This is a genomic window from Pseudomonas sp. UYEF17, assembly GCF_040546125.1.
GTDB classification, from domain to species: domain Bacteria; phylum Pseudomonadota; class Gammaproteobacteria; order Pseudomonadales; family Pseudomonadaceae; genus Aquipseudomonas; species Aquipseudomonas putida_Z.
Genome location: NZ_JBEPNE010000005.1, coordinates 149,066 through 161,344, shown reverse-complemented (window position 1 = coordinate 161,344; position 12,279 = coordinate 149,066). Strand labels below are relative to the sequence as shown.

Sequence of the window (12,279 nt, the reverse complement as noted above, 5' to 3'; positions counted from 1 at the left end):
CGTTACCACAGCCGGGTAAATACTCAAGCCCCTGCGATCAGTGTGCCTTAGCCTGGTCGCGCAGGGCCTGGGCCTCGCGGCAGATCTGCCGGCGCCGTTCGTCATCGGCCGAACGCCATTCGCGGATGTGCTCGACATGCCGGTGGCAACCCGTGCAGACCCGCTGTTCGTCCAGCCGGCAAACGCTGATGCAGGGCGACGGTACTGCAGGGCTGACGTTGCTGTAGAGCGGCTTGGGCGGCCGGGCCTGGGTGCTGCTCATGTCAGATCTCGTCGAAGTCCAGCTTCTCGCCGGCCCGCTCCCAGACGATGCGCTCGAGCATTTCGCCCAACAGCTCTTCGCTCTTCTCGCACACCCACTTGCCGCTGTCTTCGTCGTAGTCGAAGTGGAAACCGCCGGAACGGTCGGCCAGCCACAGCTGGCGCAGCGGCTCCTGGCGGCTGAAGATCAGCTGGGCGCCGCCTTCGAACTTGACGGTGAGGACGCCAGCGGAGTTCTCCATGTCCAGGTCCAGGCCGCTCTCGTCGAACAGGTCTTCCAGGGCCTGTTGGGTCGCGTCGACCAGATCATGGAAACGCGCTTCACTCAAACTCATTGCAGGAACCTCGAAATTGGCTGCGTTACAGGCAAGCCCGGCAAGATACGGGCGCTTGCCGCCGAATGCAAAGGTTTAGCCGCTACCTTCACTTGCCCCTTCGCGGCTAAAGCCGCTCCTACAGGGCCCGAGACCAGTGCAGTAGCTGTAGGAGCAGCCTTGTGCTGCGAAGAGGCCGGCAAGGCTGCAGATATGTGTTGCCAGTACCGGCCTCTTCGCAGCACAAGGCTGCTCCTACAGTACTGCACATGGCGTGAGGCCGATGCGGTCGAGGTGGGAGCGGCTTCAGCCGCGAAAGGGCCCTTGCAGGCGGTAAGAATAGCCCGCCCGGCGGGCCGGCCCTTGCATAGGCAAGCCGTCGGTCGCTCGGTATACTCGGGCGCAATACTGCATATTTCTAAGGATTTCACCCATGAAGCGCCTGATTTCCTCCCTCGCGGCGCTGGTCGCTGTTGCCTGCCTCGTTTCGGCCTGCGGCCAGAAAGGTCCGCTGTATCTGCCAGAAGACAGCGATAACGGCAAAGCGCACAAGTCGCACCAGCACCAGCCAAAAGCCAAGCCGGCCCCGGTACAAGAGCAGCAGCCAGAGCCGGAGCTCGAGCCCGAGCCCGAGCAGTCGCCAGCGCAGTAAGGAAACCAGATGAACGCTTTCAACTACCGCGACGGCGAGCTGTTCGCGGAAGGCGTGGGCCTGTCGGCCATCGCCGAACGCTACGGCACCCCGACCTACGTGTATTCGCGCGCCCACATCGAGGCCCAGTACCGTAGCTACGCCGACGCCCTGCAAGGCACCGAGCACCTGGTGTGCTTCGCGGTCAAGGCCAACTCCAACCTCGGCGTACTGAACGTGCTGGCGCGCCTGGGCGCAGGCTTCGACATCGTCTCCGGCGGTGAGCTGGAGCGCGTGCTGGCCGCTGGCGGCCGTGCCGACCGCGTGGTGTTCTCCGGCGTCGGCAAGACCCGCGACGACATGCGCCGTGCCCTGGAAGTCGGCGTGCACTGCTTCAACGTCGAATCCACCGACGAACTGGAGCGCCTGCAAGTGGTGGCCGCCGAGATGGGCAAGGTTGCCCCGATCTCGCTGCGGGTCAACCCGGACGTCGACGCCGGCACCCACCCGTACATCTCCACCGGCCTGAAAGAGAACAAGTTCGGCATCGCCATCGCCGACGCCGAGGCCATCTACGTGCGCGCCGCGCAGCTGCCGAACCTGGAAGTGGTCGGTGTCGACTGCCACATCGGTTCGCAACTGACCACCGTCGAGCCTTTCCTCGATGCCCTCGACCGCCTGCTGGTGCTGGTCGACCGCCTGGCAGAGTGCGGCATCCACCTGCGCCACCTGGACCTGGGTGGCGGTGTCGGCGTGCGTTACCGCGATGAGGAGCCGCCGCTGGTGGCCGACTACATCAAGGCGATCCGCGAGCGCGTCGGCGACCGCGACCTGGCCCTGGTGTTCGAGCCGGGCCGCTACATCGTGGCCAACGCCGGCGTCCTGCTGACCCGCGTGGAATACCTCAAGCACACCGAGCACAAGGACTTCGCCATCATCGATGCGGCGATGAACGACCTGATCCGCCCGGCCCTGTACCAGGCCTGGATGGGTGTCAGCGCGGTCAAGCCACGCGCAGGCGAAGGCCGTGCCTACGACCTGGTCGGCCCGATCTGCGAGACTGGCGACTTCCTCGGCAAGGACCGCGTGCTGAACCTGGCCGAAGGTGACCTGCTGGCCGTACAGTCCGCGGGCGCCTATGGTTTTGTCATGAGCTCCAACTACAACACCCGTGGCCGTTGCGCTGAAATCCTGGTCGACGGCGACCAGGCCTTCGAAGTACGCCGCCGCGAGACCATCGCCGAATTGTACGCTGGCGAAAGCCTGCTGCCGGAGTAAGCCCATGCTGCTGCGTTTTACCAAGATGCATGGGCTGGGCAACGACTTCATGGTCCTCGACCTGGTCAGCCAGCACGCGCACATCCAGCCCAAGCACGCCAAGCAATGGGGTGACCGCCACACCGGCATCGGCTTCGACCAGTTGCTGATCGTCGAGGCGCCGAACAACCCGGAAGTGGACTTCCGCTACCGCATCTTCAATGCCGACGGCTCCGAGGTCGAGCAGTGCGGCAACGGTGCGCGCTGCTTCGCCCGCTTCGTGCTGGACAAGCGCCTGACCGCGAAAAAGCGCATCCGCGTGGAAACCAAGAGCGGCATCATCGAGCTGGACGTGCAGAACGACGGCCAGATCAGTGTCGACATGGGCCCACCGCGCTTCATCCCTGCCGAAATCCCCTTCGTCGCCGACGAGCAGGCGCTGAACTACCCATTGGAAGTCGACGGCCAGGTGCATTCGATTGCCGCCGTGTCCATGGGTAACCCGCATGCCGTGCTGCGTGTCGACGATGTGCGTACCGCCCCTGTGCACCAGCTGGGCCCGAAGATCGAGAACCACCCACGCTTCCCGCAGCGGGTGAATGCCGGCTTCCTCCAGGTCATCGACCGCCACCGCGCCAACCTGCGTGTGTGGGAACGTGGTGCGGGCGAAACCCAGGCCTGCGGCACCGGCGCCTGCGCCGCCGCCGTGGCGGCGATCAGCCAGGGCTGGATGGACTCCCCGGTGTCCCTCGACCTGCCCGGTGGCCGCCTGCACATCGAATGGGCCGGCCCCGGCAAGCCCGTACTGATGACCGGCCCGGCCGTACGCGTCTACGAAGGACAGGTTCGTCTCTAAGCGAGTAACCGCCATGACCGATCAGCCCCAGGTTGTACCCCAGCAGTCCGCCGAGCTCGATGCCGAAGCGGTGGTCGCCTACCTGCGCGCCCACCCCACCTTCTTCGCCGAGCACGACGAGCTGCTCATCGAACAGCGCATCCCGCACCAGCGTGGCGACAGCGTGTCGCTGGTGGAACGCCAGCTCAAGCTGCTGCGCGACCGCAACATCGAGATGCGCCACCGCCTGTCACAACTGATGGACGTGGCCCGCGACAACGACCGGCTGTTCGACAAGACCCGCCGGCTGATCCTCGACCTGCTCGACGCCGGCAGCCTGGAAGAAGTGGTGATGGCGGTCGAAGACAGCCTGCGCCAGGAATTCCAGGTGCCCTTCGTCAGCCTGATTCTGTTCGGCGAGAACGTCGCGCCGGTCGGGCGCTGGGTCAGTAACGCCGAAGCACAGCAGGCCATCGGCGCCCTGCTGGGCGGCGGCAAGACGGTCAGCGGCAACCTGCGCGAGCACGAGCTGGCCTTCCTGTTCGGTGAAGAACAGCGCCGGGAAGTGGGCTCCAGCGCCGTGGCTGCCCTGGAATACCAGGGCCTGCACGGGGTGCTGGCGATCGGCAGCCGCGACCCGCAACACTACAAGAGCAGCGTCGGTACCTTGTTCCTTGGCTACATTGCCGAGGTACTTGGCCGCGTTGTGCCACGCGTTACCCAGACCCTGCGCCCGGTACGCTGATGGAACGCCAGCTGGAGGCTTATTGCGCACACCTGCGCAACGAGCGCCAGGTGTCCGAGCACACCCTGCTGGGCTACCGTCGCGACCTGGACAAGGTGGTCGCCTACTGCAAGGAGCACGGCATTGCCGATTGGCAGGCGCTGCAGATCCAGCAACTGCGCCAGTTGATCGCCCGCCAGCACCACCACGGCCAGTCCTCGCGCAGCCTGGCCCGGCTGCTGTCGGCGGTGCGTGGCCTGTACCGCTATCTCAACCGCGAAGGCCTGTGCCAGCACGACCCGGCCAGCGGCCTGAGCGCGCCCAAGGGCGAACGCCGGCTGCCCAAGGTGCTGGACACCGACCGCGCCCTGCAACTGCTGGATGGCGGTGTCGACGATGACTTCATCGCCCGTCGCGACCAGGCCATCCTCGAACTGTTCTATTCGTCGGGCCTGCGCCTGTCCGAGCTGACCAACCTCGACCTCGATCACCTGGACCTCGCCGCCGGCCTGGTGCAGGTGCTGGGCAAGGGCGGCAAGGCCCGCGTGCTGCCGGTCGGCCGCAAGGCCCGCGAAGCGTTGCAGGCCTGGTACCGCCTGCGCGGCATCGGCAACCCGCGCGACCGCGCGGTGTTCATCACCCGCCAGGGCAACCGCATCAGCCCACGGGCCGTTCAGCAACGCGTTAAGGCGGCCGGTGAGCGCGAGCTGGGCCAGCACCTGCACCCACACATGCTTCGCCATTCCTTCGCCAGCCACGTGCTGGAATCGTCCCAGGACCTGCGCGCAGTGCAAGAGATGCTCGGCCATGCCGACATCGGCACCACGCAGATCTATACCCACTTGGACTTCCAGCACCTGGCCGCGGTGTACGACAGCGCCCACCCTCGGGCCAAACGCAGCAAAGGCACAGACTCATGAGCATCAAGCTGATCACCTTCGACCTCGACGACACCCTGTGGGATACCGCGCCGGTGATTGCCAGCGCGGAAGTCGTGCTGCGCGACTGGCTCGAAGCCAACGCCCCAATCCTTGGCGGCGTGCCGGTGGAGCACCTGTTCGCCATTCGCGAGCGCCTGGTGCAGGCCGAACCCGGCCTGAAGCACCGCATCAGCGCCCTGCGCCGACGGGTGCTGTTCCATGCCCTGGAAGAAGTCGGCTACAGCGAAAAGCATGCGCAGGAGCTGGCCAACGAAGGTTTCGAAGTATTCCTGCATGCCCGTCACCAGGTTGAGATTTTTCCGGAGGTGCAGCCGGTGCTGGAGATCCTGCGCCACCACTACACCTTGGGCGTGGTCACCAACGGCAATGCCGACGTGAGCCGGCTGGGGCTGGCGGACTATTTCCGCTTTGCCCTGTGTGCCGAGGACCTCGGCATCGGCAAGCCGGACCCGGCGCCGTTCCTCGAAGCCCTGCGCCGCGGTGACGTGGAGGCCAGCGCAGCGGTGCACATCGGTGACCACCCGGGCGATGATATCGCCGGCGCCCAGCGTGCCGGGCTGCGCGCGGTGTGGTTCAACCCGCAGGGCAAGGCGTGGGTAGGCGAACAGGCGCCAGACGCCGAGATCCAGCGCCTGTCGCAGTTACCCGACATCCTCGCGCGCTGGCGCTGACAGGGGCCGCTTCGCGGCCTCTTCGCGGGCACGCCCGCTCCCACATGTTCACCACCGCCCTCAGGTCCCTGTGGGAGCGGGCGTGCCCGCGAAGAGGCCGGCACAGGCAACCCATAACCCACAGGCACAAAAAAGCCCGCAGCGACGGCGGGCTTTTTTTCGATCAGCCACTCAGATAGGGCGGCTGCCGTACTTGTTGTCCGGCTTCTTGGGCGGGTCGGCGACCACGTTGGCCTCGACTTCCTGAACCTTGCCGCCGCGAGCGAGGAACTCTTCCATGGCCTTGGCCAGGGCGTCACGCTCCTTCTGCTTGGCTTCCATGCTCGGCATCTCGTCTACCGAGACCGCGGCCTTGGATTTGCCCTTGGCAGCGGGTGCCGGGCTGCTGTCGTCATCGCCAGCGTCTTCGGCGCCGTCATCAGCTGCCGCTTCGAGGCCTTCATCGCCCTCGTCTTCGTCGCCTACTTCGAGGTCATCATTTTCCAGATCGTCGTCGCTCATGTTCTACCTCATGACTTGCGAAAAGCAGGTTAGTTATAGACCAGTGCAGCCGTAGACCGGCAGCCACCAGTGAAAATTCAACTGGCCGTGGGTTAGGCCACTGCCCTAGGGTCGGCGCTCCTGATGGGAGGCGGCACCCAGCAGGCCCTGCTCCTGGCAGGACCTGACAAATCCTTTAGCCCCTGCTGGCCACACGCTATTGGCAAGCCTAGCAAAGGCTGGCGAAGCGTGTGGACTACTCGTCAAACACCCTTCGGCGCGCATTCTAGCGCGCCAGCAGAAAAAGCAAAGCACCATGAATGCTCTGCGTTTTGTAAGATTTCCGCCTACGTCGCGAACGTGTCGGATAAACCGTTTGCCGTGCGGGAAATGCTAAAAATCTGGCAAAAAAATGCCCGGCAAGCCGGGCAAGTTTTTACCGCGTCGCAGTTACAGGTTGTAGCCGCGCTCGTTGTGCTGAGCCAGGTCGAGGCCGACCGACTCTTCTTCTTCGCTGACCCGCAGGCCCATCACTACATCCAGCACCTTGAGGATCACGTAGGTGACGATGGCGGTGTAGACCACGGTGAAGATCACGCCCTTGGCCTGGATCCAGACCTGCATGCCGATGTCGGTGACGGCACCGAAGCCGCCCAATGCCGGGGCTGCGAACACGCCGGTGAGGATGGCGCCGATGATACCGCCGATGCCGTGCACGCCGAAGGCGTCCAGCGAGTCGTCATAGCCCAGCTTGCGTTTGAGGCTGGTGGCGCAGAAGTAGCAGACCACACCCGAGACCAGGCCGATCACCAGGGCACCCATCGGGCCTACGGTACCGGCAGCCGGGGTGATGGCGACCAGGCCGGCGACCACGCCCGAAGCGATACCCAGGGCGCTCGGCTTACCGTGGCCGATCCACTCGGCGAACATCCAGCCCAGGGCCGCGGCGGCGGTGGCAATCTGGGTCACCAGCATGGCCATGCCGGCGGTGCCGTTGGCGGCAGCGGCAGAGCCCGCGTTGAAGCCGAACCAGCCGATCCACAGCATGGCCGCGCCCATCAGGGTGTAGCCCAGGTTGTGCGGGGCCATCGGGGTGGTCGGGTAGCCCTTGCGCTTGCCCAGCACCAGGCAGCAGACCAGGCCCGCGATACCGGCGTTGATGTGCACCACGGTGCCGCCGGCGAAATCCAGCACGCCCCAGTCCCACATCAGAGCACCGTCGCCGCTCCAGACCATGTGCGCGATCGGCGCGTAGACCAGGGTGAACCAGATGCCCATGAACACCAGCATCGCGGAGAACTTCATGCGCTCGGCGAAGGCACCGACGATCAGCGCCGGGGTGATGATGGCGAAGGTCATCTGGAAGGTGATGAATACCGCTTCAGGGAACAGCGCGGCAGCCGAGGTCAGGTTCGAGGGCGTGACGCCGCTGAGGAATGCCTTGGAGAAGCCGCCGACGAAGGAATTGAAGTTGAGCACGCCCTTTTCCATACCGGTGGTATCGAAGGCCATGCTGTAGCCGTAGACGACCCAGAGAATGCTCATCAGGCCAGTGATTGCAAAGCACTGCATCATCACCGACAGCACGTTCTTGGAACGCACCATGCCGCCATAGAACAGGGCCAGGCCCGGAATGGTCATGAACAGCACCAGCGCCGTTGCGGTCAGCATCCAGGCGGTGTCGCCGGAGTTCAGCGCTGGGGCAGCTTCCTCGGCCAGGGCAAGCCCGGGCATTACGAGGGACAATAGGGCTCCTAGCCCTGCGATCTTACGCAGAGTCATGTTGTTTTCTCCTGGGGCGTTGGGTTTGGTGAGGCTTTGTTGCTGCTTAGATCGCGTCGGTATCGGTTTCGCCGGTACGGATACGGATCGCCTGCTCCAGATTCACCACGAAAATCTTGCCGTCACCGATCTTGCCGGTGTTGGCTGCCTTGGTGATGGCTTCGATTACCCGATCAAGGTCCTTGTCATCGATGGCGACATCGATCTTCACCTTGGGCAGGAAATCGACCACGTATTCAGCACCGCGATACAGCTCGGTATGGCCCTTCTGCCGACCGAAGCCTTTGACTTCGGTGACGGTGATGCCCTGCACGCCGATTTCCGACAGCGACTCGCGCACGTCGTCCAGCTTGAACGGCTTGATGATGGCTGTGACTAGCTTCATGAAACTCTCTCCCGATTTGGTGGACTTGCCCCAGGAAAACAAACCCGTCTCAAGTCTAAGCGCAGCGCTTGGCTTTGTAACGCGTCGTCGGCATCCGGCTCCGCGTGCGCACTGCCTGGTCACAAGGAACTGCATCAGTGCATGGCTCGCAGTGGTCTTTGCAGAAACCTTGCCAGTTCCGTCAAAGCACGGGAAAACAGCGAGTTATGTGAATCAGTCGGGATTGGCCAGTCGCCAGCATGCGTAACATGCACAATTTCGGTGCATACCGACCTGGCGCATTGCTCGAAAAATGTGCAACCGCGTGGCGAGGGCGAATGATTTTTGTGGGAGCGGCCTTGTGTCGCGAAAGGGCCGCACAGCGGCCCCGGCAATGCATGCTGCGCAACCGATATCCCGGGGCTGCTGCGCAGCCCTTTCGCGACACAAGGCCGCTCCCACAAGGACCAATGTGCAATCAAGGGCCAGGTTCGCCCGTGTTACACTGCCGGCCATTTCCCAGTATCAGTGGACAGCCCCATGCTCGCGCCCAAAGCCCTTCTCGATGCCCTGAGCGACCAGGCCTCGCGCCTGTTCAGCAGCGATACCGCCCAGCCCCGCGCCGAACTGGAAAGCCAGTTCAAGGTGCTGATGCAAGGTGCCTTCAGCAAGCTGGACCTGGTCAGCCGCGAAGAATTCGACAGCCAGATGGTCGTCCTGGCGCGCACCCGCGCGCGCCTCGAGGCCCTGGAAAAACAGGTAGCCGAACTGGAAGCACGGCTGAATCCAGCCCCGCAGGATGAATGAATGCGCAAGGGCATGAAAATACAGGGTAACGCCCTAGCCTGAAAAACCACGACGCACACTTGTAGCTCCGGCCCGGGCCGCGCTGGCTATGCTTGCAAAGCCGCAGGAAGCGGCCCTTTTCAGCGACAACGGAGCGTCCATGTCCCTAGCCCTCGTCCACAGTCGCGCCCAGGTGGGCGTGCAGGCACCGGCGGTCAGCGTCGAAACCCACCTGGCCAACGGCTTGCCCCATCTCACGCTGGTCGGTCTGCCGGAAACCACGGTCAAAGAGAGCAAGGACCGGGTACGCAGCGCCATCGTCAACTCCGGTTTGAACTATCCGCAGCGGCGCATCACCCAGAACCTCGCCCCCGCCGACCTGCCCAAGGATGGCGGGCGCTATGACCTGGCCATTGCCCTGGGTATCCTCGCCGCCGATGGCCAGGTACCAACGGCCACCCTTGCCGAGGTCGAGTGCCTGGGCGAACTGGCACTGTCTGGCAAGTTGCGCCCGGTGCAGGGCGTGCTACCCGCGGCACTGGCGGCACGCGAAGCAGGCCGGGCGCTGGTGGTGCCACGGGAGAATGCCGAGGAGGCCAGCCTGGCAGGCGGGCTGGTGGTTTATGCGGTGGGGCACCTGCTGGAGCTAGTCGCCCACCTGAACGGCCAGGTGCCGTTGCCGCCGTATGCGGCCAACGGCCTGATCCTGCAGCAACGCCCGTACCCGGACCTGAGCGAGGTGCAGGGCCAACTAGCTGCCAAGCGTGCACTGCTGCTAGCGGCGGCCGGGGCACATAACCTGCTGTTCACCGGGCCTCCCGGTACCGGCAAGACCTTGCTCGCCAGCCGCCTGCCAGGGCTGCTGCCACCGCTGGACGAGCACGAGGCACTGGAAGTGGCGGCGATCCAGTCGGTCAGCGGCCATGCGCCTCTGAGCAGCTGGCCGCAGCGGCCTTTTCGCCATCCACACCACTCCGCCTCCGGCCCGGCGCTGGTCGGCGGCAGCAGCCGGCCGCAACCGGGCGAAATCACCCTGGCCCACCATGGCGTGCTGTTTCTGGATGAATTGCCGGAATTCGAGCGGCGCGTGCTGGAGGTGTTGCGCGAGCCGCTGGAGTCGGGCGAGATCGTGATTGCCCGGGCCCGCGACAAGGTGCGCTTCCCGGCACGTTTCCAACTGGTGGCGGCAATGAACCCCTGCCCTTGCGGCTACCTGGGCGACCCCACTGGCCGCTGCCGCTGCAGTACCGAGCAGATCGCGCGGTATCGCAACAAGCTGTCCGGGCCGTTGCTGGACCGTATCGACCTGCACCTGACCGTGGCCCGGGAGAGCACCACGCTGAACAACCAGCCCTGCGGTGAGACCAGTGCCGATGTGGCGGCCAAGGTAGCCGAGGCACGTGAACTGCAACAGCGGCGGCAAGGGTGTGCGAATGCGTTTCTCGACCTTGAGGGGTTGCGCCACCATTGTGGGTTGGCAGCGGCGGACCAGGCCTGGCTGGAGGGGGCCTGTGAACGGCTGACCCTGTCGTTGCGCGCGGCACACCGGTTGTTGAAGGTGGCGCGGACGCTGGCGGATCTGGAAGGCAGCCAGGCAATTGGCCGGGCGCATCTGGCCGAGGCCCTGCAGTACCGGCCGGGGAGCAGCTAGATCGCCGGGGCTGCCTTGCAGCCCATCGCGACACAAGAGACACCACAGTTTCAAGGGTTGTGGAGATCCCTGTGGGAGCGGGCAAGCCCGCGAAGGGCCGACACAGGCATCACTGGCTGCCCAGCAAAGCATCTTCAACCACCTTCAGCAGCACCTCTTCAGAAAATGGCTTGCCCAGGCAGACCAGCGCCCCAAGCGCCATCGCCGCCCGCACCGCCCCTTCATCCCAATGCGCCGACATGCAGATCACCGGCAAACGCCACTCCAGCCGGGCCAGTTCGCGCTGCACCGCCAGCCCGCTCATTCCAGGCATCCTCAGGTCGAGCAGCACACACCCCGCTTGCCGCGCCAGTGCCGAGGCCAGGAACAGGTCCCCTGCAGCAAACGACAAGGTCTCGAAACCTGCCGAACGCAGCAGGTTTGCCAGGCTTTTGCGCACCGACGCATCGTCGTCGACGATGCACACCGCTCTGCTCATGCGCCGCCCAGGCCCTCAGGCTGCGCCCCGATGACGTTGTGCATGGCCACCAGCTCCAGCAGCGAGCGGGACTGCATCTTGTTCATGATGTTCTTCTTGTGCACCTTGGTCGTCACCTCGCTGGTGCCGATCTGCTTGGCGATCTGCTTGTGCGACAGGCCGCCAACCACCAGCGAGAACACCTGGCGCTCGCGCTGGGTCAGGCGCTGGTACTTTTCCTCGACCTGCCGCGCATGGTGCCACCTGCGCCCTTCGGCCACGGCACGCGTGCGCACCGCCTGCAGCAGTGTCAGCAGCTGGTCTTCGTCGAACGGTTTGGTCAAAAACTCCACGGCCCCGGCACGCATGGCCTGGACGGTCATCGGGATGGTGCCGAAGCCGGTCATGAACACGACCGGCCAGGGCAGCGCCAGCCGGCGCAGCGCGTCTTGTACCTCCAGGCCGCTGGTATCGGGCAGGTGCATGTCCAGCAACAGGCAGGCATAGGGGGTTTCCAGGCGAGCCTCGAACAACGCCTCGGCACTGGCGAACAAATGATGCGGAATGTCCTGCGAGCGCAGCAGGCGGCCCAACGCCGTGCGCACCGACGGGTCGTCATCCACCACCAGCACTGGCACGTTCAAGTGCTCATCGAACAACTCGACAGTGTCGGCCACGGCGCACAGCGGCGATTTGCCCAACGCCTCGCCAGGCACCTCGAGACTGATCTCGGCGGCCAGGCGATAGCCCCGGCGCGGCACGGTCTGGATCAGGCCACGGTCGCCAAAGGCCTTGCGCAGCAAGGACACCTGCACCTGCAGGTTGTTGTCCTCCACCACCGTGCCAGCCCACACCTGGCTGAACAGCTCGTCCTTGCCGACCACCCGGCCCTTGGCCTTGATCAGCGTCGCCAGCACCTCGAAGGCACGCCCGCCCAACAGGATCGGCTTGCCATCAACAAAGGCTTCGCGCCGCTCCAGCGACACCTGGGCATTACCTATTCGGATCATGGCTTCCTCGCGCGGGCATGGGCGTTTCCCAGCCCCGGGCAGCCTAGGCCAGCGTACGCCTTCAGACAATTATCCCGAGGGATAGGTTGGCCTGGGGACTATACAAAAGCCCGCC

The 12,279-nt window shown here is 64.8% G+C and carries 15 protein-coding genes; 8 read left to right on the top strand and 7 right to left on the bottom strand.

What is annotated here, in order from left to right; genetic code table 11:
- Positions 1-37: 37 nt before the first annotated feature.
- Both ABIB24_RS10490 and cyaY read right to left on the bottom strand, forming a co-directional pair.
- Positions 38-262, bottom strand: coding sequence for a DUF1289 domain-containing protein (locus ABIB24_RS10490; RefSeq protein WP_013974742.1), 225 nt, complete (start codon positions 260-262; stop codon positions 38-40).
- Position 263: 1 nt separating this feature from the next.
- Positions 264-596: an iron donor protein CyaY gene (gene cyaY / locus ABIB24_RS10485; protein ID WP_004575827.1), complete on the bottom strand. Its 333-nt coding sequence runs from the start codon at positions 594-596 to the stop codon at positions 264-266.
- Positions 597-1,008: 412 nt separating this feature from the next.
- Between cyaY and lptM the strand changes: the two genes are divergently transcribed.
- The 6 genes from lptM to ABIB24_RS10455 are packed head-to-tail and all read left to right on the top strand — an operon-like array spanning position 1,009 to position 5,634.
- Positions 1,009-1,227, top strand: coding sequence for an LPS translocon maturation chaperone LptM (lptM, locus tag ABIB24_RS10480; RefSeq protein ID WP_025341070.1), 219 nt, complete (start codon positions 1,009-1,011; stop codon positions 1,225-1,227).
- A 9-nt stretch (positions 1,228-1,236) separates the two neighbouring features.
- Positions 1,237-2,484, top strand: a complete 1,248-nt coding sequence (lysA, locus tag ABIB24_RS10475) for a diaminopimelate decarboxylase (protein ID WP_137162648.1) — start codon at positions 1,237-1,239, stop codon at positions 2,482-2,484.
- A gap of 4 nt (positions 2,485-2,488) precedes the next feature.
- A complete protein-coding gene (gene dapF, locus ABIB24_RS10470; protein WP_075046727.1) occupies positions 2,489-3,319 on the top strand; it encodes a diaminopimelate epimerase in 831 nt (276 codons plus the stop codon).
- A gap of 13 nt (positions 3,320-3,332) precedes the next feature.
- Positions 3,333-4,043 (top strand): DUF484 family protein, encoded by a 711-nt coding sequence (locus ABIB24_RS10465; RefSeq protein WP_015272252.1) that lies wholly within the window; start codon positions 3,333-3,335, stop codon positions 4,041-4,043.
- Positions 4,043-4,942, top strand: a complete 900-nt coding sequence (xerC, locus tag ABIB24_RS10460; protein WP_013974746.1) for a tyrosine recombinase XerC — start codon at positions 4,043-4,045, stop codon at positions 4,940-4,942. The genes ABIB24_RS10465 and xerC overlap by 1 nt, the downstream gene beginning before the upstream one ends.
- Positions 4,939-5,634, top strand: a complete 696-nt coding sequence (locus ABIB24_RS10455) for an HAD family hydrolase (RefSeq protein ID WP_013974747.1) — start codon at positions 4,939-4,941, stop codon at positions 5,632-5,634. The genes xerC and ABIB24_RS10455 overlap by 4 nt, the downstream gene beginning before the upstream one ends.
- Positions 5,635-5,805: 171 nt before the next feature.
- Here the strand turns inward: ABIB24_RS10455 and sutA are convergent, their stop codons facing one another.
- The 3 genes from sutA to glnK all read right to left on the bottom strand — a co-directional run bounded on the left by sutA (position 5,806) and on the right by glnK (position 8,281).
- The gene (gene sutA, locus ABIB24_RS10450; protein WP_013974748.1) at positions 5,806-6,135 is read right to left on the bottom strand and encodes a dormancy-specific transcriptional regulator SutA; all 330 of its coding nucleotides are present in this window, start codon (positions 6,133-6,135) and stop codon (positions 5,806-5,808) included.
- A 429-nt stretch (positions 6,136-6,564) separates the two neighbouring features.
- Complete coding sequence (locus ABIB24_RS10445) at positions 6,565-7,896, bottom strand: ammonium transporter (protein ID WP_025341075.1); 1,332 nt, start codon at positions 7,894-7,896, stop codon at positions 6,565-6,567.
- Positions 7,897-7,942: 46 nt separating this feature from the next.
- On the bottom strand, positions 7,943-8,281 hold the full coding sequence (gene glnK / locus ABIB24_RS10440) for a P-II family nitrogen regulator (protein ID WP_002555808.1): 339 nt from the start codon (positions 8,279-8,281) through the stop codon (positions 7,943-7,945).
- Positions 8,282-8,800: 519 nt separating this feature from the next.
- Here glnK and ABIB24_RS10435 point away from each other — a divergent pair.
- A complete protein-coding gene (locus ABIB24_RS10435) occupies positions 8,801-9,067 on the top strand; it encodes an accessory factor UbiK family protein (protein WP_025341076.1) in 267 nt (88 codons plus the stop codon).
- Between the two features lie 139 nt (positions 9,068-9,206).
- Positions 9,207-10,697 carry a YifB family Mg chelatase-like AAA ATPase gene (locus tag ABIB24_RS10430; protein WP_137162651.1) on the top strand — a complete coding sequence of 497 codons (1,491 nt, stop codon included), beginning with the start codon at positions 9,207-9,209 and terminating at the stop codon, positions 10,695-10,697.
- 109 nt (positions 10,698-10,806) lie between these two features.
- Here ABIB24_RS10430 and ABIB24_RS10425 read toward each other — a convergent pair whose 3' ends face one another.
- The gene (locus ABIB24_RS10425; RefSeq protein WP_075046733.1) at positions 10,807-11,175 is read right to left on the bottom strand and encodes a response regulator transcription factor; all 369 of its coding nucleotides are present in this window, start codon (positions 11,173-11,175) and stop codon (positions 10,807-10,809) included.
- Positions 11,172-12,164 (bottom strand): response regulator, encoded by a 993-nt coding sequence (locus ABIB24_RS10420; RefSeq protein ID WP_075046734.1) that lies wholly within the window; start codon positions 12,162-12,164, stop codon positions 11,172-11,174. Before ABIB24_RS10420 ends, ABIB24_RS10425 begins: the two co-directional genes overlap by 4 nt.
- Positions 12,165-12,279 lie beyond the last annotated feature (115 nt).

Bases quoted from the DNA above. Each gene is read 5' to 3' on its own strand.
- dapF (WP_075046727.1), top strand. From the start codon at position 2,489: ATGCTGCTGCGTTTTACCAAGATGCATGGGCTGGGCAACGACTTCATG.
- sutA (WP_013974748.1), bottom strand. From the start codon at position 6,135: ATGAGCGACGACGATCTGGAAAATGATGACCTCGAAGTAGGCGACGAA.
- xerC (WP_013974746.1), top strand. From the start codon at position 4,043: ATGGAACGCCAGCTGGAGGCTTATTGCGCACACCTGCGCAACGAGCGC.
- lptM (WP_025341070.1), top strand. From the start codon at position 1,009: ATGAAGCGCCTGATTTCCTCCCTCGCGGCGCTGGTCGCTGTTGCCTGC.
- ABIB24_RS10445 (WP_025341075.1), bottom strand. From the start codon at position 7,896: ATGACTCTGCGTAAGATCGCAGGGCTAGGAGCCCTATTGTCCCTCGTA.
- ABIB24_RS10420 (WP_075046734.1), bottom strand. From the start codon at position 12,164: ATGATCCGAATAGGTAATGCCCAGGTGTCGCTGGAGCGGCGCGAAGCC.
- ABIB24_RS10430 (WP_137162651.1), top strand. From the start codon at position 9,207: ATGTCCCTAGCCCTCGTCCACAGTCGCGCCCAGGTGGGCGTGCAGGCA.
- cyaY (WP_004575827.1), bottom strand. From the start codon at position 596: ATGAGTTTGAGTGAAGCGCGTTTCCATGATCTGGTCGACGCGACCCAA.
- glnK (WP_002555808.1), bottom strand. From the start codon at position 8,281: ATGAAGCTAGTCACAGCCATCATCAAGCCGTTCAAGCTGGACGACGTG.
- ABIB24_RS10490 (WP_013974742.1), bottom strand. From the start codon at position 262: ATGAGCAGCACCCAGGCCCGGCCGCCCAAGCCGCTCTACAGCAACGTC.
- ABIB24_RS10465 (WP_015272252.1), top strand. From the start codon at position 3,333: ATGACCGATCAGCCCCAGGTTGTACCCCAGCAGTCCGCCGAGCTCGAT.
- lysA (WP_137162648.1), top strand. From the start codon at position 1,237: ATGAACGCTTTCAACTACCGCGACGGCGAGCTGTTCGCGGAAGGCGTG.
- ABIB24_RS10455 (WP_013974747.1), top strand. From the start codon at position 4,939: ATGAGCATCAAGCTGATCACCTTCGACCTCGACGACACCCTGTGGGAT.
- ABIB24_RS10425 (WP_075046733.1), bottom strand. From the start codon at position 11,175: ATGAGCAGAGCGGTGTGCATCGTCGACGACGATGCGTCGGTGCGCAAA.
- ABIB24_RS10435 (WP_025341076.1), top strand. From the start codon at position 8,801: ATGCTCGCGCCCAAAGCCCTTCTCGATGCCCTGAGCGACCAGGCCTCG.